Below are 18,257 nucleotides of genomic sequence, written 5' to 3' on the forward strand. Positions count from 1 at the left end.
CTCGGCGGGCGTCGCGGCTGTCCGTGAAGGCCTCCTTGCCTACCTTGAGGGTAGGGAAGGAGGCCTTCACGGATCCGCGGGTGGAAGCAAGGGACCTTTAGTACCGCTAGCTTTCCTAGCGCCGCTAGGTGGCCGGAAATTGCAAAATAACCCAAATGCTATGTCTCGATTGCTGGGATCCGGCGTGTCGGGACCGGTGCCGAGGGGTGTCGCAAGTCCGTGAAGGCCTCCTTGAGGGACTCTGGATCCCTCAAGGAGGCCTTCACGGACTTGCCGCCGGGTTCGGGAGCACCGGCGCGACGGGGGCTCCTGGGTGATCCGGGGCGTTCTGGAGAGCCCTCTCGCGGGTACTGCGTGACCTGCGGCGTGTCTTGCCTGATATCAGGAGGTCCCAGTGCATGAAGGCCCCTTCCTGTACTTAGGCGCAAGGAAGAGGTCCGTCTAGTACTGAGGAAGGGGTGAAGGCCGAGTTTCCTCGGCTGAGCCGAGGGAAGGGGGCCTTCACGCGCTGTCGTTGTGGCTGGTGGTGCTACTAAGCCCCGGCCTCTAACGATCCGAGCGCGGCGCCCGCGCGAAGCGGCTCAGGAGGACTGACGCTGCTCGAAGAGGGTCACGCCGACCGGCGGCAGCCCCACGACGCTCGCCATCACCTGGCAGAACGCCTGCCCGTGCGGCCGCAGTGCCGCGTCCGTCGGCGTCCAGGACGCCCGGAGTTCCAGATCGTCGGTGCGCGCGGGCCCGGAAATGTCGCCGAAGCGGGCCGACGACGTCTCGGTGACGGTGCCGCCCAGCGCCGTCCACTCCGCGCCGGAGGTCTCCAGCGCGTCGGTCAGCCACGACCAGCCCACCGCGGGCAGGAAGGGATCGGTCGCCAGTTCCCGGTCGAGTTCCGCGCGCACGTACATGACCAGCCGCAGGACCCCGTCCCAGCCTTCCTGGCCCTCCGGATCGTGCAGCAGCACCAGCCGTCCCGACGCCAGCACGTCCGCCGGCCCTTCCACTTCGCAGCTCACCGCGTAGGACCACGGCGCCAGCCGCTGCGGCGGGCGCATCGTCTCCAGCTGCACTTCGGGGCGGGGCCGGACCGATTGCAACGCCGCGACGGCTTCACGGAAGAGATCGGGTGCTGACGTCATCGCGGTCACCAACCGACTGTAAGACGCGATCGTCCGGTTCGGGGCGCAGGCGCGCCGAGAGTAAGGCCTCCGAGCGCCCATGGCACCATGAACCGTGATGTCTCCTTCAGTCGCTTCTCCCGCGCAGACCGTCCCAGTGGCCCGTCGCGCCCTGCCCGGTGCGCCGTTCCTGGCCGCCGCGCGCGGCGAACGCCCGGCCCATACCCCCGTGTGGTTCATGCGCCAGGCAGGCCGGTCGCTGCCCGAGTACCGGGCGCTGCGTGAGGGCACCTCGATGTTCGACGCCTGCTTCGACCCCGAGATGCTCGCCGAGATCACGCTCCAGCCGATCCGCCGCCACGGCGTCGACGCGGCCATCCTCTTCAGCGACATCGTCGTCCCGCTCAAGGCGGCGGGCCTCGACATCGACATCGTCGCGGGCACCGGCCCGGTCGTCGCCGAGCCGATCCGCTACGCCGCGGGCGTGCGGGCGCTGCCGGTGCTGGAACCGGAGCAGGTGGAGCGGGTCGCCGAAGGGGTCCGGCTGCTGGTCGGGTCGCTGGGCGAGACGCCGCTGATCGGGTTCGCGGGCGCGCCGTTCACCCTGGCCTCGTACCTCATCGAGGGCGGGCCGAGCCGCAACCACGAGCACACCAAGGCACTCATGCACTCCGAGCCGGAGCTGTGGCACGAGCTGGCCGGGCGTCTCGCGGACATGGCGATCACCTTCCTCTCCGCGCAGCTCGACGCCGGGGCCGACGCGATCCAGCTGTTCGACTCGTGGGCGGGCGCGCTCTCGGAGCGGGACTACCGCGAGTTCGTCCTGCCGCATTCGGCGAAGGTCCTGTCCGCGGTCGCGGGCTACGGCGTGCCCCGGATCCACTTCGGCGTCGGCACCGGCGAGCTGCTGGTGGCCATGCGCGACGCGGGTGCCGACGTGGTCGGCGTCGACTGGCGGATCCCGCTCGACGAAGCGGTCCGGCGGCTCGGCGGCGGTGTGGTCCAGGGCAACCTCGACCCGGCGCTGCTGCACGCGTCGTGGCCGGTGCTCGAAGCCGAGGTCCGGCGCATCCACGCCGAGGGCCGCGCGGCCGATGGCCACATCTTCAACCTCGGCCACGGCGTGCTGCCCGGCGTCGACCCGGACGTGCTGACGCGCGTGGTCGGGCTGGTGCACGAGCTTCAATGAGCACCATCGCCGTCGTCGGTGGCGGTATCTCGGGACTGACCGCGGCGTACCGGCTGCGGACGCTGCTCGGTGAAGACGCCCGGATCGTCGTCTTCGAGGCGACGGAGTCGCTCGGCGGGAAGCTCCGCACGGTGGAACTCGCCGGTGAGCGTTACGACGTCGGCGCGGAGGCCTTCCTCGCTCGCCGTCCCGAGGCGCTCGCCCTGGTCCGAGAGGTGGGGCTGGGCGAGCGCCTGGTCCATCCCACCACGGCCCGCGCGAAGATCCACGCCGGCGGCTCCGTGCTCGGTCTGCCGCCGGGCACGGTCATGGGTGTTCCGGTCACGGCCGACGCGGTCGCGGGGGTGCTGTCGGAGAAGGGACGCGCCCTGGTCGAGGCCGAGGCGTCGCTGTCTCCGCTGGAACTGCCCGCCGGTGACGTGCCGCTCGGCCCGTTGCTGCGCGAGCGGTTCGGCGACGAACTCGTGGACCGGCTCGTCGACCCGCTGCTCGGCGGTGTCTACGCCGGGGGAGCGGACGGGCTCGGCCTGCGCGCGACCATGCCCGGTCTCGCGTCCGCGATCGATCGTGGCGCGCGCTCGCTCACCGAAGGCGCCGCCTCGCTCATGCCCGCCTCACCGAGTACGGCGCCGGTCTTCGGCACCCTGCTGGGCGGCCTCGGAACGCTGATCGTGCGGCTCGCGGAGCTGGCCCGCGCCGAGGTCCGCACCGGAACCACCGTGACGGCGCTCGAGCGCACCGCCGACGGCTGGAGGGTCGACGACCTCGACGCCGACGCCGTCCTTCTCGCCGTCCCGGCGCCTTCGGCACGACGGCTGCTCGACGGTGTCGCAGGAGTGGCCTCGTCGGTGTTCGCCAAGGTCGAACTCGCGTCGATGGCGGTGGTCGCGCTCGCGCTCCCGCCGGGGACCGCGCTGCCGGAGTCGTCCGGGGTCCTGATCGGCGCCGGGGAGCGGGACGCTGCCGGGAAGCCGTTCGCCGCCAAGGCGTTCACCTTCTCCTCCCGCAAGTGGGCGCAGTACGGCGAAGGCCCGGTGCTGGTGCGTGGCTCGGTCGGCCGCTTCGGCGAACCGGGCGCGCTGCACGCCGACGACGACGAACTCGTGCGCGTGGTCCGCGATGACCTGGCCCGGCTGACCGGTGTCACCGCCGAGCCGATCGACACCCTCGTGACCCGATGGGGCGGCGGGCTCCCGCAGTACGGCACCGGGCACCTCGTACGCGTCGAGCGGATCGAACGTGCCGTCGCCGGCGTCCCTGGCCTCGCCGTGGCGGGCGCGACGCTGCACGGCGTCGGGATCCCGGCCTGCATCGCCACCGCCGACGCGGCCGCCCGCCGCATCGCCGGGATCACACCGACCCACGAGGGCTCTTGAGCACCGGCAGTGCCAAGATGGCGGTATGGCGCGGCTGAACTACAACGAGCTCAATGACACCATCCGCTACACCGCCTGGTCGGTCTTCCGGGCCGAGCAGGGCAAGCTCGGCGAAGACCGCGCGAAGGCGACCGCGGAGACCACCGAGTACCTCGACGCGCTGGAGGCGAAGGGCGTCGTCGTCCGCGGTGTCTACGACCTTTCGGGGCTGCGCGCCGACGCCGACTACATGATCTGGTGGCACGCCGAGGAGATCGAGCAGGTCCAGGCGGCGTACAGCGGCTTCCGGCACACGCCGCTCGGCCGCGCGTCGGCGCCGGTGTGGAGCCAGGTCGCGCTGCACCGCCCGGCGGAGTTCAACAAGAGCCACATCCCGGCGTTCCTCGCCGGCGAAGAGGCCCGCAAGTTCATCTGCGTCTACCCGTTCGTGCGCTCCTACGAGTGGTACCTGCTGCCGGACGACGAGCGCCGCAAGATGCTCGCCGACCACGGCAAGGAGGCCCGCGACTACCCGGACGTCCGCGCCAACACGGTCGCGTCGTTCGCACTGGGCGACTACGAGTGGATCCTGGCCTTCGAGGCCGACGAGCTGCACCGCATCGTCGACCTGATGCGGCATCTGCGCGGCACCGAGGCGCGGCTCCACGTGCGCGAGGAGATCCCGTTCTACACCGGGACGAAGGTGGCCCCCGCCGAGCTGATCGCCCTGCTGCCCTAGTGGACACCCGCGTCTGGACCACGCTCACCGGCGACACCCTCGCCGAAGACGCCGTCGAGATCACCGGCCCCGAGTCGGTGCTGCCCGGCACCTTCCGGGTCGAGGAGGCGGCGGCGACGAGTATCGCCGCGGCGACGCTGGCCGCCGGGGAACTGTTGCGGCTGCGGGGAATCGAGCCGGGCAAGGTCTCGGTCGACACCCGGCACGCCGCCGCGTCGTTCCACAGCGAGCAGTACATCCGCGTCGACGGGGAACCGGTGCCGTTCAGCGCGCCGCTGTCCGGCGACTACCGGGCGAACGACGGCTGGGTGCGGCTGCACTGCAACTACCCGCGTCACGTCTCCGCCGTGTGCTGGGGCCTGGGCGTGCCCGCGACCCGGGCGGCGTTCGAGAAGGTCGTCGCGGCCAAGTCGAAGTACGAGGTCGAGTCGGCGGTGATCGGCGCCGGCGGCGCGGCCGCTGTGCTGCGCTCTCGCGACGAGTGGCTGGCGCACAAGCAAGGGCAGGCGGCGTCGGCGTTGCCGGTCGCCGAGATCCGGCCGCTCGGACCGTCGGAACCGGTGCGGCTGTTCGAGTCCGACCGGCCGCTGGGCGGGGTGCGGATCCTGGACCTGACCCACGTCATCGCCGGACCGGTCGCGGGCCGCGTGCTCGCCGCGCACGGCGCCACCGTCATGCACATCGGGTCGGCCCAGCTGCCGACCGTGCCGCCGCTGGCCGTCGACACCGGGATGGGCAAGCTCTCGGCGTACGTCGACCTGGAGACCGAAGCCGGGCGCTCGCGGCTGCGCAAGCTGATCGCCCGCGCGGACGTCGTTCTGCAGGGTTTCCGACCGGGATCGCTGGTGGCCAAGGGTTTCTCGCCGGAAGCGATCGCCGAGCTCCGGCCGGGCATCGTCGTCGCGGACCTGTCGGCCTACGGCTGGGAAGGGCCTTGGGCGCGCAGGCGCGGGTTCGACAGCCTGGTGCAGATGGCGTCGGGGATCGCCGACGAGGGCGGCAAGACGGCCGGGCTCGACGGCCCGGGACCGCTTCCGGTGCAGGCGCTCGACCACGCGACCGGCTGGCTCACCGCGGCGGCGATCATGACCGCCGTCCGCCGTGCGGCCACCGAGGGCGGCAGCCGGCATGTCCGGACCTCGCTCGCCGGGACCGGGGAGTGGCTGAACTCTTTGGGGCGCAAGGAATCCGGGCCCACCGGCTTCGACGGCGGCGAATGGCTCGAAGAGGTCGACAGCCAGCTCGGCCGGGTCACCAGGGTCAAGATGGCGGGCACGCTGCCGGGCTCGAATCCACAGTGGACGGAAGCGACGCACGCGCCCGGAAGCGACCGCCCGGTCTGGTGAAAACCGCATTCAGAGGACTAAACGCGGCGTAGGCGTAGCCAGCTCGTGAACCGGCCCCGGGGCTTGGGTACCTCGCCGCGGTCAACGAGCCAAGCGCCGAAAGCGTCCGCGTAGGCCCGCGCGCGGATCGCGTCGGTCTTCGGATGGCTCGTCACGTACTCGCGGAACAGCGCGGCGAACCGGTCGCCGAGGGCCTCGGCGAGATCCGGGCGCAAGTAGGTGACCAGCCTGCTCTGCTTGTTCCGCAAGACGTTCGCCTCGATACGGAGCCTGTCCGCGTCGAAGCCCGCCGGTGCGTCGCCTCCCGCGAGGAGCGCCTTGAGCAGCTCGGCCTGCTGGGAGGCGAGCCGCTCCCGGGGCGACGTCACGGCGAGACCGCTTCCCGCAGCGCGGCCAGCTCGGCCGCCAGTTCCGTGTCGGACGGGTAGTCGTCGTCGCGCTCCAGCAGGACACCCGGCGGCTCGGTGCGGCGCCGCAGTTCGCGCAGCAGATCCAGCACCTCCGGGACCACCGGATGAGCGTGCGTGTCGTGGTAGACGCCGTCGCGTTCGACACCGCCCGCCATATGCGTGTACGCCAGCCGCTCCCACGGGATCTCGTCGAGGAACCGCTCGGGATCGGTGCCGAGGTTGCGGGCGTTGGCGTACAGGTTGGCGACGTCGATGATCAGCAGGCAGCCGGTCCGGTCGGTGAGCTCCCGCAGGAACTCCGACTCGGTGAACTCCGCGTCCGGCCATTCCAGCACCGCCGCGATGTTCTCCAGCGCGAACGGGGCCTCCACGATGGACTGGGCGAGTTTGACGTTGTCCACCAGCACGTCGAGCGCTTCCCGGGTGCGGGGAAGCGGCATCAGATGGCCCGAGTCGAGGCCGCCCGCGCGCACGAAGCACACGTGGTCGCTGGCCATCGGCGCGCCGAGCTCGCGAGTGACCTCCGCGAGATGCTCGACGCGCGCGGTGTCCAGCGGCTCGGCCCCGCCCAGCGACAGCGACACCGCGTGCGGCAGAACCGGCATTCCCTTGTCGCGCAAAGCGACCAGGGTCTCCGGCAGATGCCCGGGGTGCAGGTTCTCGGCGACGACCTCGACCCAGTCGACGCCGGGCAGCCGCGCGATCGAAAGGTCGAGCTCGTGCCGCCAGCCGATGCCGATCCCGAGCTTGCCCGGCCCGTCAACCACCACAGCCGCCGCCTCCTCCGCAGGAACTGCCGCCGCCGCTGCACGAGCTTCCGCCACTGCTGCTGCACGAGGAGCCGCCGCCGGACGAACCGCCGCCGAAACCACCGGAGACCGGCGGCGGGATCAGGGCCGCGCTCAGCTCCTCGTCGGGGTAGGAGGCGAGACCACCGAACGCGACCGCCGCCGCGGCGCCGCCCAGCACCGCGCCGCCGACGTATCCCGGTCCGTTCGGGATGCCGCGTTTGCGCTCCCGTCCGTGAGCGGACCTGGCCTTGTGGAGGACCCGGGCGCCCTCGCTGGTCGGACGCGGGCCCGGCCGCTTGTTCTTGAGCGCACGGGAGATCACCGTCGCGAACACTGCCGAGATCAGCAGCGGGATCAGGAATCCGACCGGGCGGTCGCCGGCGATCCCGGCGATCAGGCGCACCACGCCGAGGACCAGGACGGCGAGGTACAGGAAGAACACGACCTGGCGGATCCGGGGCGACCGGTCCACGACCACCAGTCCTCGCTCCTCCAGCCCCTTGGCGAGCGCCTGCATCGGACCCGACAGCCGCAACCGGTCACGGATGCCGCGGGTCGTGGCGTTGTGACCCGGCCGCGCGCCCTTGGCGACGGCCTTTTCGATCGGGTCGGCGGGCTCGGGACCGGTGAGCTGGAGCTGCTTCGAACTGCTGACCCGCAAGGTCCCGCGGTCGACCAGCGTCGCGATGGCCGTGTCGACCACCCGGTCCGGGCCGCCGGCGAGATAGGCGAGTTCGTACACCGTCGGCTCAGGTCCGGTCACGGTGGCGCGCGGTGCCTTGGCACCGAGTTTGACCGCGATCGTCCACACGAGACCGACGGCCAGCGGGAACACCAGCAGGGCGCCATAGATCGCCAGGAACGTGGGTCCGGGGATACCCCAGGTGTCTTCCATCGCACGGGCCTTTCACGAGCAGGTGGGCTTACCGTAGTCGGACGCTTTTCCGTTCGGTCGTGGTTCCGCGAACCAGTCGATCAGCCGGGCGAATCGTCCACGACGGTTGTTGGACCGTCAGAGGAGCCGCAGGCGGTGACCGCGGTTCGGTCGCGGGCGCGAGATGGCGTAAGGAGCAGGTTCCGCGTGAGCCGTCGATCCGGATGCGCGGCGAGGCCGCCCAGCGCCACCGCGCCCGTCACTCCGGTGACGAGCCCTGGGTCCTCGCGCGCCAGGGAAAGCGCCAGCTCGCCCGCTTTCGTCGTCCACGTCTCGCGGTGTGCCCGACCGAGGCGGAGGGTGACGGCGAAAGCCGTCGTCGCGACGATCAGCGAGATCCCGGCGAGCAGCGCGGCCTGCCCGGTGACCACGACGGCCCGGAGAAGCATCGCCATTCCCAGCACGACGAGCACGAGTTGCGTGAGAAGGGCCGCACGCCAGACGAGGTGCAGGCGGCCTTCCGGCAAGGCCAGTCCGTCGGCGAGCAGTTCCGCCCGCAGCGAGCGCATCGGTTCCGACGCGCGCAGCGGACCGCGCACCCTCCCGATCCCCGCCTTCGGCAGCGCCTCGGACACCGCGAACGCGAACGGATCGGCGGGCCGGGCGGAAGACCGGCGCAGGACGCCGGCCTTGTCGAGGCGGACCACCTGCCGTTCGAGAGCGGCCGCGACGGCCGTGTCCGTGACCCGGTCGGGGCCGCCGGCGAGGTAGGCGACCTGATGGATCGTCCGTAACGGTTCCCCGCCGTGAGGTCGATTCCGCAGCCATCGGGTACCCGCCAGCGCCACGAGGAGTGGAAGCACCCCGAGCACGACCACGATCTGTTCAGCCACCGCAACCACCACCACAGGAAGAACCTCCGCAGCAGGACGACGCTCCACCGCCGCACGACGAACCTACGGCGTACGGTGCGCCACCGCCGCAGGTGCTCGCCGTGCGGGCGAACACGCCGGCCTTCGTGCCGCCGGTCTTGGTCAACGTGGCCGCGACGACCTGGTCGGGGAAGGCCCGCAACCCGTGGAGGGCCACCTGCCCGGCCGTGGTGCGCCCCAGGCCGCGGTCCCAGTCGCCGTGGTGGAGTGCCAGGCCACCCTCGGCCGTCGCCCGGCCCGTGCGGTCCGGCCGTTGCCGCCACACGACCAGGCCGATCGCACCTGCCACGACGATGACCAGGACGACGAGGGCGCCGGCCGGCCGCTTCGGCGGTACGGCGTTCGCCGGCCTCGCGATCCCCAGCGCGAAGACGGCCACGTACGCGGCGATCGCGTACTGCCAGCCCCTCCGGCGACGGGTTTCGGGAACGAGCAGGCCCCGCCGCTCCAGATCGGCACGCAGTTCCCGGACGGCCTCGTGCCGGGCCATCCTGGCGACGGCGGGGTCGGTGACCCGATCCGCGCCGTCCGCCAGCGCGGCCAGCGGATAGAGGCCGGGCACCGCCCTGGCCCCGGTGTCACGACGCAGCCACCGTTCGTGCGCCACGGCGAGCACGACCGGCAGTACGGCACAGACTCCGTAGAGCCACGCGGAAGCCGGTCCGGAGATTCCCCAGGGTTCGTTCATGAAAACACCGCCTTCCCCGACGCTGTTCCTGTTCCTCGTGAACGCGTCGAAGAGGGCGGTGGTTCGCTTCGGTCGGTTACGACTCGGGAACGAGCTTCAACGAGATCGAGTTGATGCAGTACCGCTGATCCGTCGGGGTGGCGTAGCCCTCGCCTTCGAAGACGTGCCCGAGGTGGCTGTGACACGACTTGCACAGCACCTCGATCCGGCGCATCCCCATCGTGGTGTCCTCACGGAGGAGGACGGCGTCGGTGTCGGCCGGGTCGTAGAAGGACGGCCAGCCGCAATGGCTTTCGAATTTCGTGTCGCTGCGGAACAGTTCGGCACCACAGGCTCGGCACTGGTAGACACCGGTGGTCTTGGTGTCGGTGTACTCCCCGGTGAAGGGGCGCTCGGTGCCCGCCTGGCGGAGCACGGCGTACTCGTCGGGGCTGAGCTGCTCCCGCCATTCCTGCTCGGACTTGACCACGCGCGGCGTGGCTCCGACAACGGGTTTCATGCCTTTCACCGGTTCCACGTTACCCCGCGAGCCACGCGATGGCCCGGCCGATGATGTCCCATGCGGTGACCATCACGCCGAGCACGATGAGGATCACGACCAGCGCCGAAATCCACCAGCGCAGACCGCCGAGCCGGTTGCTGGAGTCGGCGAAGTCGGAGACGCCGTCGAGGCAGGCTTCCACGGTGAAGTTCGGGCCGCAGCGTTCGATGCGGTCCAGATGCTCGGCGAAGGCACGGGCTTCGGGATCGTACGGGTCGAGGCCTACCAGATCCTCCTGGAAGCGAGGATTCTGGCCAGGCCCGAAAGGTCCGCTATCGGCCATACCGGCAACAGTAAGCCACGAGCGGCGATTGGCCTACCACCAGCGAGGCGGGTCTCACCACCGCCACGCACCGATTGCTAGTAGTTGCCCTGCGCGCTGCGGGTATCCCCGGCGATCAGCAGCTGACCGCCACCATCGTCGATGACGCGGACGGTCTTCGCCTCGGAGCCGCCGGATTTGAACGTGAGGTTGATGGTGATGTCGACCGAGCCGTCGGCGTTGTTGCCTTTGTTGGCATTGGCACCCTTGTAGCTGCTCAGCTGCTTCGTCGCCCAGTACTCCTGGTACTTCCCCTGGTCGCCATAGACGGCCTGGGCGTCCGGAGTGAGCATCGCCCAGCCTTCCGGCGTGCCTGCCTTGCTGTAAAAGTCAACAACGCGTTCCCCCGCAGGCCGGTACTCGATCTTGCCGCCGCTCGACGACGCGGAAGACGAGGGTGCGCTGCTCTTGGAGCCGCTCGACTTGGGCGCCGAGGTGCCGGGCTGCGGGTTCGCCCCGGCGTTGTTCCCACCCGGGGTATCGCCCCCGTTGCTCGAGTTCAGGATCAGGAACACGATCACGGCGATCACCACGACGGCGGCACCGGCGCCCGCGAACAGGACGGCCTTGCGTTTGGCGTCGGGCTGCTTGGCCGGCGACGGCCGCATCGGGGCGGCCGCGGACGGCGGCGGGCTCATCGCGGCGACCGGGCGCGGCGGCGTGTTCGGCGGTGCGGACGGCGAGCGCATCGGGATGAAGGCGGCCGTCGGCGGGTGGGTCTTGGTGGGCTGCGGCGGAGCCGCCGCGGTGGACTGGGCCGGTTTGTCGGTCCGCTGCCACGGCGGCCGGTCTCCGCCCGGAAGGCCGTGTCCCGGGGTGTCGGGCACGGCCGGCTGTCTGCCGCCGCCCGCTCCGAAGAGCCGGGGCGACGCCGCCGTGCCCGCGTCGGATTCGTTCGCCGCCAGCGCGGCGAGGCGCTCACGGGCCTCGGCCATGGTCGGGCGCTCGGTCGGCTCGGTGCGCAGGAGGCTCATCAGCAGCGCCGTCGCGGGACCCGCCTGCTGCGGCGGGTTGATCTGGCCGTTCGCGGCCGCGTACAGCAGCGCCAGCTGGTTCGAGCTGTTCCCGTACGGGGTCTGGCCCTCGATCGCCTGGTACAGCGTCGCGCCGAGCGCGAAGACGTCGGAGCTGGGCACCGGGTCCGAGCCGCGCGCCAGCTCGGGCGCGAGATACGCCGGGGTGCCGCCGATCAGGCCGGTCTGGGTGAGCGTCATGTCGCCGGCGGCACGGGAGATGCCGAAGTCGGTGATCTTCGCGGTACCGGACTCGTCGATCAGGATGTTCCCGGGTTTGACGTCGCGGTGCACGATCCCGGCGCGGTGCGCGGCGACCAGCGCCGACGCGACCTGCTCGCCGATCTTCGCGACGCGCCCGAGCGGCAGCGTGCCTTCCTCGGAGATGATCGCCGAGAGGCTCGGGCCGTTCAGGTACTCCATCACCAGGCAGGGATCGCCGCCGTGCTCGGCGATGTCGAACACCACGATCGCGTTCGGGTGCTGGAAGCGGGCCGCGTTCTTCGCCTCGCGCATGGCGCGCTGGCGCATGTTGTCGCGTTCGGCCTCGGAGACACCCGGCTGCGGGAGGATCTGCTTGACCGCCACCGAGCGCTCGAGGCGGACATCGATGGCACGCCAGACCACCCCCATGGCACCGCTACCAATTTGCTCGACCAGGCGATAGTGCCCAGCGATCAGCTGACCGGTGTCGATGGCGACTGCTCCTGACACGTTCTCCGGGTGATGGTGGCGCTACGCGGCCTGACAGGTCCCGCGCACTCGATCGAGTGTAGCGGGCGGCGGTTTCGGCTCCCCGTCAGCTCGCCGGTGCGGAGGCGGGCAATTCTTCTTCCTCGCTCGGATCGGGCACCGGCCGGGCTTCGCGCCGGAAGACCTTGACGAGCCCGATGGCCCCCGCCGCGGCGAACACGGCGTAACAGATCAGCAGGGCGGGTGGTGTTTCCCCGGTCAGCGCGTCGCCGAGGACGACGACCGCGACCGTCCCCGGCAGGCTGCCGAGCGCGGTCCCGATCAGATACGGGGCGAAACGGACCGATGACACTCCGCACAGGTAACTGAACGGAGCGAACGGCACCATCGGGATCAGCCGTAAGGAGGTGATCGCCAGGACCCCGCCGTCCGAAAGCCGCTCGTTGACCGCGCGGACCTTCGCCCGGTGCAGGTGCCGGGTGACGAGATCGCGGCCGAGTGCCCTCGAAAGAGCGAACGAGAGCGCGGACGCGACCGTGGTCGCCAGGATGCCGACGAGGATGCCCGTCGTGGCGCCGAGCAGCAGCCCGCCCGCCAGGTTGAACACGGTGCGCGGGATCGGCGCCACGGTCAGCACCGAATAAGCCAGGAAGAACACCAACGGGGTGGCCGGACCGGTCTCGGCCGCCCAAGCCCGCAGCCCGGCCGGACTCGGGATCGGCAACAGCACCGCCGCCGCCACGAACACGGCGAACACGGTGAGCGCGAGGATTAATTTGGTACGGCCGGACACCACGTCAACCGTACCGTGTCCGCTGTGATCGACACCGAGGCGCTGCGCGTCCAGCCCGAACTCACCGGCGAGAACGTCGTGCTCACCCAGCTCGACGAGACCTACTTCGAGACCGCGTGGAAGGCCTTGCAGGAGCCCGAAACCACGAGGCTGACCGGTACGCACACCCGATTCACCCCCGGGCAGATCCGGACCTGGCTGGCCGGGCGGACGGGGCTCGACGACCGCGCGGACTACGCGATCGTCCGCAAGGAGGATCGCGCGCACGTCGGCGACCTCGCGCTCACCGACGTCGACAAGGACAACCGTTCCGCGTCGTTCCGCATCGCGCTGAACGGCCCGGAGTTCTTCGGCAAGGGCTATGGCACCGAAGCGACCGAGCTGCTGCTGGGCTACGCGTTCGACGTCGTCGGCCTGCATCGTGTCTCGCTGGAGGTCTTCGACCACAACCCGCGGGCCCAGCGCGTCTACGAGAAGGCAGGGTTCGTCCGTGAGGGGCTCCAGCGGGAAGCGCTGCGGTGGGACGGCGAGTGGTACGACGTCGTCACGATGGCAATCCTGAAGACCGATCCCCGGCCCTGATCGGCGATACGGTGTGCGCATGCCCAAGAACGGTGAGCCGATCGAGGTCGAGGCAGGCGAGCGCAAGGTCCGGGTGTCCAGCCCGGACAAGGTGTACTTCCCGGCCCGGGGGATCACGAAGCGCCAGGTCGTGGAGCATTACGTCGCGGTCGGGGAGCCGTTGCTGCGCGCGATCGGGGAGCGGCCGACGACGCTGAAGCGGTACGTCGACGGCGTCGAGGGCGAGTGGTTCTACGCCAAGCGCGTGCCGAAGGGCGCCCCGGAGTGGGTGGAGACCGCGAAGATCACCTTCCCGTCCGGCCGGACGGCCGAGGAGGTCTGCCCGACCGAGCCCGCCGTGTTCGCCTGGGCGGCGAACCTGGGCACCTTCGACTTCCACCCGTGGCCGGTGCGGCGGCCCGACGTCGACCATCCCGACGAACTCCGCATCGACGTGGACCCGCCGGACGAGGCGGGCTTCGCCGACGCGGTCGAGGTCGCGGGCGTGGTGCACGAGGTCCTCGACTCGGCGGGCCTGGTCGGTTACCCGAAGACCTCGGGCGGCCGCGGCGTGCACGTCCTGGTGCGGATCCGGCCGGAGTGGGACTTCATCGACGTCCGGCACGCGGTGATCGCGCTGGGCCGCGAGGTCGAACGCCGGATCCCGGACAAGGCGACCATCGCGTGGTGGAAGGAAGAGCGTGGTGGCCGGGTCTTCATCGACTACAACCAAGCGGCCCGCGACCGCACGGTGGCGTCGTCGTGGTCGGTCCGCGGCACCCCTCGTGCGACGGTGTCGACGCCGCTGACCTGGGATTTGCTGACCGAGGTCGACCCGGACGACTTCGACGTCCTCACGGCGGGCGCCTTCTACAACGAGCGCGGCGACCTGCACGCGCCGATGGACGAGCAGGCGTTCGGCATCGAGACGCTGCTGGACTGGTACGCGCGGGACGAACGCGACCACGGCGTCGGCGAGATGCCGTATCCGCCGGATTACCCGAAAATGCCCGGTGAGCCGAAGCGCGTCCAGCCGAGCAAGGCGCGCGACGACACTTAGGACAGGGTGAACTCACACCCGGCGACCTGGACGTACTCGCCTTTGCGGGCGGTGAACCGGGCGGCGCCCGTGGTCAGTTGGTCGGCCACGATCTTCGACGCGCCTTCGGGCCGGAGCCGCGCCCAGTAGCAGTGCCCGTTTCCGCCCGCCGCCGGTCCGGGGGAGCGGTACGAGCCCGCTCGGATGTCCGTGCCGACCAGATAGGTCCCGTCGGCGAACCGGTCCGCGAGGGAAGCGATGGCCGTCCGCCCCGAGGTGACCGGCGGTGCCGGGACGGTCACGGTCGGCGCGGGTGCGGCCTCCGCCGTGACGGTCACCGTCGCCGGGGCGGCGGGTGCGACGCCGGGCTCACCCGGCCGGATGGCCGCCACCACGCCGACGCCCGCGCCCAAAGTGAGCGCGACGGCGAGGCCCGCCACGACGGGGAACGCATTTCGTGACGAGGTGTGCGGTACTAGTGACAAATTCGCGCCCGGCATCGGCCTCTTCTTCGTTTTGCTCGCGGAGTGATTGCGCTTTCGTGTCGATCTAGAAACCTGTTACCGCTCCGACCGTGACCGATACGAGACTGTGTGACGCGTGGGACTCAGCCGTAACGCAGGGCTTCCTGCCAGCGACATTTCCCTCCGAACACTAGGCTGGGGGAGACGAAGGAGTACCCGTGGACGACCTGATCGCCTTCCTCGCCGCGCGTGTGGGGCAACGCCAGGCGTTGATCATGCAGGCGGTCAAGAAAACCGAGATCAACGAATCGCTCAATCGTGGTGAGACCAAGGTCGTCATCGAAAAGAAGATCCGTTCGCTCAACGACATCGAACTCGACACGGTCAATCAGATGATCAACGAGATCGAAGCGACCCGGCGGCTCCTGCAGGCACACCGCACCACGGTCTCGGAGAAGGTCCCCGGATTCCCCTTGTACGGCAACGAGTACTGGTGCGAGACATGCCATGTGCCCGCCGACGAGGCCGGGACGAACTGGTGCCTGACCCTGCGGCTGCTGGCCCTTCCGCACGCCGACCACCCGGACTACAGCGAGCGCTGGCGCCCCTGAACGGGGAATGCCCGCCGGGTCCGGACGCGTTGATCCGAAGGTGATCACGCTTTCGGTACTGGACCGGTCCCCGACCCGCCGCGGCGGCGGCGCGCCCCGCGCCCTGCGGGACACGGTCGCCTTCGCGCGGGACATCGAAGCGCTCGGCTACCACCGGTTCTGGGTGTCCGAACATCACAGCGTGCCCGGTGTCGCGGGTTCGGCGCCCACGGTGCTGGCGGCCGCCGTCGCCTCGGCGACCGAACGGATCCGGGTCGGCACCGGCGGCGTGATGCTGCCGAACCACCGGCCCCTCGTGGTCGCGGAACAGTTCGGCGTGCTCGAATCGCTCTTCCCCGGCCGGATCGACATGGGGCTGGGGCGTTCCGTCGGGTTCACCGGCGGGGTGCGGCAGGCGCTCGGGCACGAGAAGGACGATGCCGATCGCTTCGGTGACCAGGTTCGCGAGCTGCTGGGCTTCCTCGCGGGTGACCAGACGACCTATCCGGGTGTGCACGCCATTCCCGCGGAAGGCCTGCGCGTGCCCGCGTTCCTGCTGGCCACCGGTGCCGGGGCGCGGCTGGCCGCGGAACTGGGGCTGCCGCTGGTGATCGCGCCGGTCCGGGGCGAGGGTCCGCTGCTCGAAGCCATCGACGGCTATCGCTCCGGATTCCGCCCGTCCGCACAGGCGTCGCGGCCGTACGTCGTGGTGTCGACGGCCATCGCGGTCGCCGAGACGGCCGAACGGGCCCGGCGGCTGCTGATCCCCGAAGCGTGGTCGACGGTCTACTCGCGGACGCACGGCGTCTTCCCGCCGTTGTCGCCGGTGGAAGAGATCCTCTCCGGGCCGCTGCCGGACCGCGACCGGGAACGGCTGGACCGAGCGCTCGACGGTCAGCTCGCCGGCACCCCGGACGAGGTGGGCGACCGGCTGGCCGACCTCGTCGCCAAGACCGGAGCCGACGAGATCCTGGTGACCACCAGTACTTTCGACCAGACGGAGCGGCTGGATTCCTATCGCGCGCTGGCCGAGGTCGCCGGACTTCGCAGCCTCACCGCCGTGTAAAGACTTGCCGCATTTCGTCCTCTGAATGCGGTCCTTTGCGTCTGCAAGTACCGCATTCAGAGGACTAAATGCGGGGGTGGAGGGCTAGAGGCGCAGCAGAAGCTGGGTGAGGATGCGTTGCGCGGGGTCGTCCAGGTCGATCCCGCACACCTCGCCGGCGCGGCGCACCCGGTAGCGGACCGTGTTCGGGTGGATGTTCAGCTCGCGCGCCGCTTTCCGGACGTCGCCGAAAGCGTCGAGGTACGCGAGTACGGCGGGCACCAGGATGCCGCCGTGCTCGGCGTCGTGGGCGATCAGGTCGGTCAGCCGCGGATCGCGGATCCTCGGCTGCTCACCGAGGAACGCGAGCACTTCCGAGAGCAGGACCTCGGCGCGGACGTCGGCCAGTGAGGCGACGTCCGCGGTCCCGTGCCCGCGCGCCATCGTGGCCAGCACGCGGTCCGTGTCGCCGCGCGAGGCCGCCGCGTCGGAAAGACTGGGGACCACACCGCCCAGCGCCGCGCGCACCCGGACGTCGAGATGCCGTTGGGCGGTACCGGCGATTTCCTTGGCCAGCGTCAGGATCCGCGGTTCGGCGTGCTCGGGGAGGTCGGGAAGGAGCGCGTAGACCCGGCCGCCGATCACGCTCACCAGCGCGCTCCGCCGGTACGCGGCGGTGTGCACGGTGATCAGGTGCACCAGCTCCGCGCGCCGGAGCTGCCGGTCCGTCGCGGCCCGGTCGCGGGGGAGCGAGAAGGCCAGCACCATGGCCGGTTTCCCGGGATCCGCGCCGATGTCGTCGGCGACGGACTCGGCGTCGAGGCGGCCGTCGAGCAGCCCGGCCAGCAGATCCTCGCGCAGCCGGAGTTCCGGGCTGGGCAGCGTCCGATGCCGGATCAGCTGCGGCGCGAGCGCTCGGCTGGCGCCGAGCAGGGCGACCTCCGCGCTTTCGGTGAGCGGATGCGCGCCCTCCTGGACCCAGATCGTGCCCAGCGGCTGCGATCCGGCGTGGATCCCGGCCGCGATCCGCCGCCGGATGCCGAGATCGGGGCGCTCGTCGATGCGGACAATGCCCTCACCGGCGCGAAGACGCTGGTAGACGCCCCATTCGCGCAGCATCGCGAGGTAGCGTTCCGGGCCTTCACGGCCGAGGATCGAGAGCCTGCGCAGCTCGTCCACCTCGTCGCCCGCCCGCGAATAGGCCAGCACCCGGCTCGCGGTGTCCTCGATGCTGACCAGGCCGCCCGTCAACGTCGCGATGGTCTGCGCGAGCGAGAACAGATCGCCCAGCACTTCGCCGCTGTCCGCCTCGCCACCCGCGCGAGCCGCGTCGACCACGCCCCTGGCCAGGGCTTCGACCTGCTCCCAGCGTGCCTCGTGGCCGACCTCGATCAGCGCGATCCCCGCGTCGGTCGCGACGTTCACGACGGCCATGCCGTTCTTGACCGCGACGGCGGCCGCGCCGGACCGTCCCGCCGCCCGGATCGCGCCCGCGGCGGAGCGTCCGCGAGCGCCGATCACCAGGACGAGGTCACCCGGATGGGCGTCGGGCGGATCCTCCGGATCGTGGATGACGACGTCCTCCACTCCGACGCCGAGCCCGCCCGGGGCCGCGAGCACCCTGACCAGCGGTTCCCCGAGCGTGGCGAGGATGTGTCGCAGGGAAGCGCCGGGGGTCGTCTGAGCAGTCGTCTTGATCACCGATTAAGCCGATCGGACAAGATGGTCACCCTGATTCTAGCCAGTCGAACAAGCCG

At 70.8% G+C, this 18,257-nt stretch carries 20 protein-coding genes; 8 read left to right on the plus strand and 12 right to left on the minus strand.

Translation table 11 applies throughout. The annotated features are described in order from the left end of the window. Positions 1-581: 581 nt before the first annotated feature. Positions 582-1,145: a DUF3000 domain-containing protein gene (locus AC0685_RS25765; protein ID WP_478227857.1), complete on the minus strand. Its 564-nt coding sequence runs from the start codon at positions 1,143-1,145 to the stop codon at positions 582-584. Between the two features lie 88 nt (positions 1,146-1,233). Between AC0685_RS25765 and hemE the strand changes: the two genes are divergently transcribed. The 4 genes from hemE to AC0685_RS25785 are packed head-to-tail and all read left to right on the plus strand — an operon-like array spanning position 1,234 to position 5,744. After that, the gene (gene hemE, locus AC0685_RS25770; protein WP_478227858.1) at positions 1,234-2,304 is read left to right on the plus strand and encodes a uroporphyrinogen decarboxylase; all 1,071 of its coding nucleotides are present in this window, start codon (positions 1,234-1,236) and stop codon (positions 2,302-2,304) included. Further along, positions 2,301-3,680: a protoporphyrinogen oxidase gene (gene hemG, locus AC0685_RS25775; protein WP_478227859.1), complete on the plus strand. Its 1,380-nt coding sequence runs from the start codon at positions 2,301-2,303 to the stop codon at positions 3,678-3,680. Before hemE ends, hemG begins: the two co-directional genes overlap by 4 nt. 25 nt (positions 3,681-3,705) lie before the next feature. Beyond that, a complete protein-coding gene (hemQ, locus tag AC0685_RS25780; RefSeq protein ID WP_016332997.1) occupies positions 3,706-4,398 on the plus strand; it encodes a hydrogen peroxide-dependent heme synthase in 693 nt (230 codons plus the stop codon). Beyond that, positions 4,398-5,744 (plus strand): CoA transferase, encoded by a 1,347-nt coding sequence (locus tag AC0685_RS25785; RefSeq protein ID WP_478227860.1) that lies wholly within the window; start codon positions 4,398-4,400, stop codon positions 5,742-5,744. Before hemQ ends, AC0685_RS25785 begins: the two co-directional genes overlap by 1 nt. Positions 5,745-5,761: 17 nt before the next feature. Here AC0685_RS25785 and AC0685_RS25790 read toward each other — a convergent pair whose 3' ends face one another. The 9 genes from AC0685_RS25790 to AC0685_RS25830 form a co-directional block, all read right to left on the minus strand. Next, entirely contained in the window at positions 5,762-6,112 is a 351-nt protein-coding gene (locus AC0685_RS25790) for an SCO6045 C-terminal-like domain-containing protein (RefSeq protein WP_478227861.1), read from the minus strand. Continuing rightward, a complete protein-coding gene (locus AC0685_RS25795; protein WP_478227862.1) occupies positions 6,109-6,924 on the minus strand; it encodes an MbnB/TglH/ChrH family RiPP precursor modification enzyme in 816 nt (271 codons plus the stop codon). The genes AC0685_RS25790 and AC0685_RS25795 overlap by 4 nt, the downstream gene beginning before the upstream one ends. Further along, positions 6,914-7,840 carry a TIGR04222 domain-containing membrane protein gene (locus tag AC0685_RS25800; protein ID WP_478227863.1) on the minus strand — a complete coding sequence of 309 codons (927 nt, stop codon included), beginning with the start codon at positions 7,838-7,840 and terminating at the stop codon, positions 6,914-6,916. Before AC0685_RS25800 ends, AC0685_RS25795 begins: the two co-directional genes overlap by 11 nt. 80 nt (positions 7,841-7,920) lie before the next feature. Continuing rightward, a complete protein-coding gene (locus AC0685_RS25805) occupies positions 7,921-8,712 on the minus strand; it encodes a TIGR04222 domain-containing membrane protein (protein WP_478227864.1) in 792 nt (263 codons plus the stop codon). Then, complete coding sequence (locus AC0685_RS25810) at positions 8,705-9,439, minus strand: TIGR04222 domain-containing membrane protein (RefSeq protein WP_478227865.1); 735 nt, start codon at positions 9,437-9,439, stop codon at positions 8,705-8,707. The genes AC0685_RS25805 and AC0685_RS25810 overlap by 8 nt, the downstream gene beginning before the upstream one ends. Positions 9,440-9,515: 76 nt before the next feature. Next, entirely contained in the window at positions 9,516-9,938 is a 423-nt protein-coding gene (gene msrB, locus AC0685_RS25815; RefSeq protein WP_007033524.1) for a peptide-methionine (R)-S-oxide reductase MsrB, read from the minus strand. Between the two features lie 19 nt (positions 9,939-9,957). Next, positions 9,958-10,263 (minus strand): hypothetical protein, encoded by a 306-nt coding sequence (locus tag AC0685_RS25820; protein ID WP_410649339.1) that lies wholly within the window; start codon positions 10,261-10,263, stop codon positions 9,958-9,960. A 77-nt stretch (positions 10,264-10,340) separates the two neighbouring features. Next, entirely contained in the window at positions 10,341-11,948 is a 1,608-nt protein-coding gene (locus tag AC0685_RS25825) for a serine/threonine-protein kinase (RefSeq protein WP_478227928.1), read from the minus strand. A gap of 166 nt (positions 11,949-12,114) precedes the next feature. Then, positions 12,115-12,801, minus strand: a complete 687-nt coding sequence (locus AC0685_RS25830) for a TVP38/TMEM64 family protein (protein WP_478227866.1) — start codon at positions 12,799-12,801, stop codon at positions 12,115-12,117. A 24-nt stretch (positions 12,802-12,825) separates the two neighbouring features. Here AC0685_RS25830 and AC0685_RS25835 point away from each other — a divergent pair, with 24 nt between their 5' ends. Together AC0685_RS25835 and AC0685_RS25840 are read left to right on the plus strand one after the other, a co-directional pair. Then, entirely contained in the window at positions 12,826-13,383 is a 558-nt protein-coding gene (locus AC0685_RS25835) for a GNAT family N-acetyltransferase (protein ID WP_478227867.1), read from the plus strand. Between the two features lie 19 nt (positions 13,384-13,402). Continuing rightward, entirely contained in the window at positions 13,403-14,422 is a 1,020-nt protein-coding gene (locus AC0685_RS25840; protein WP_478227868.1) for a DNA polymerase domain-containing protein, read from the plus strand. Here AC0685_RS25840 and AC0685_RS25845 read toward each other — a convergent pair. Next, positions 14,419-14,841, minus strand: coding sequence for a hypothetical protein (locus AC0685_RS25845; RefSeq protein ID WP_478227869.1), 423 nt, complete (start codon positions 14,839-14,841; stop codon positions 14,419-14,421). The two genes, AC0685_RS25840 and AC0685_RS25845, sit on opposite strands and share 4 nt — an antisense overlap. 242 nt (positions 14,842-15,083) lie before the next feature. On the opposite strand from AC0685_RS25845, the gene AC0685_RS25850 reads away from it, so the two are divergent. Continuing rightward, on the plus strand, positions 15,084-15,476 hold the full coding sequence (locus tag AC0685_RS25850; protein WP_465452081.1) for a DUF6221 family protein: 393 nt from the start codon (positions 15,084-15,086) through the stop codon (positions 15,474-15,476). Positions 15,477-15,483: 7 nt separating this feature from the next. After that, positions 15,484-16,521: an LLM class flavin-dependent oxidoreductase gene (locus AC0685_RS25855; RefSeq protein WP_478227870.1), complete on the plus strand. Its 1,038-nt coding sequence runs from the start codon at positions 15,484-15,486 to the stop codon at positions 16,519-16,521. Between the two features lie 84 nt (positions 16,522-16,605). Here AC0685_RS25855 and AC0685_RS25860 read toward each other — a convergent pair whose 3' ends face one another. After that, positions 16,606-18,198, minus strand: coding sequence for a PucR family transcriptional regulator (locus tag AC0685_RS25860; protein ID WP_478227929.1), 1,593 nt, complete (start codon positions 18,196-18,198; stop codon positions 16,606-16,608). Between the last annotated feature and the right edge of the window lie 59 nt (positions 18,199-18,257).

The organism is Amycolatopsis sp. NPDC043889, assembly GCF_056435645.1.

Excerpts from the sequence above, each read along its gene's own strand:
- AC0685_RS25820 (WP_410649339.1), bottom strand. The coding sequence starts at position 10,263 with ATGGCCGATAGCGGACCTTTCGGGCCTGGCCAGAATCCTCGCTTCCAG.
- AC0685_RS25800 (WP_478227863.1), bottom strand. The coding sequence starts at position 7,840 with ATGGAAGACACCTGGGGTATCCCCGGACCCACGTTCCTGGCGATCTAT.
- AC0685_RS25810 (WP_478227865.1), bottom strand. The coding sequence starts at position 9,439 with ATGAACGAACCCTGGGGAATCTCCGGACCGGCTTCCGCGTGGCTCTAC.
- hemG (WP_478227859.1), top strand. The coding sequence starts at position 2,301 with ATGAGCACCATCGCCGTCGTCGGTGGCGGTATCTCGGGACTGACCGCG.
- msrB (WP_007033524.1), bottom strand. The coding sequence starts at position 9,938 with ATGAAACCCGTTGTCGGAGCCACGCCGCGCGTGGTCAAGTCCGAGCAG.
- hemE (WP_478227858.1), top strand. The coding sequence starts at position 1,234 with ATGTCTCCTTCAGTCGCTTCTCCCGCGCAGACCGTCCCAGTGGCCCGT.
- AC0685_RS25840 (WP_478227868.1), top strand. The coding sequence starts at position 13,403 with ATGCCCAAGAACGGTGAGCCGATCGAGGTCGAGGCAGGCGAGCGCAAG.
- AC0685_RS25825 (WP_478227928.1), bottom strand. The coding sequence starts at position 11,948 with ATGGGGGTGGTCTGGCGTGCCATCGATGTCCGCCTCGAGCGCTCGGTG.
- hemQ (WP_016332997.1), top strand. The coding sequence starts at position 3,706 with ATGGCGCGGCTGAACTACAACGAGCTCAATGACACCATCCGCTACACC.
- AC0685_RS25855 (WP_478227870.1), top strand. The coding sequence starts at position 15,484 with ATGCCCGCCGGGTCCGGACGCGTTGATCCGAAGGTGATCACGCTTTCG.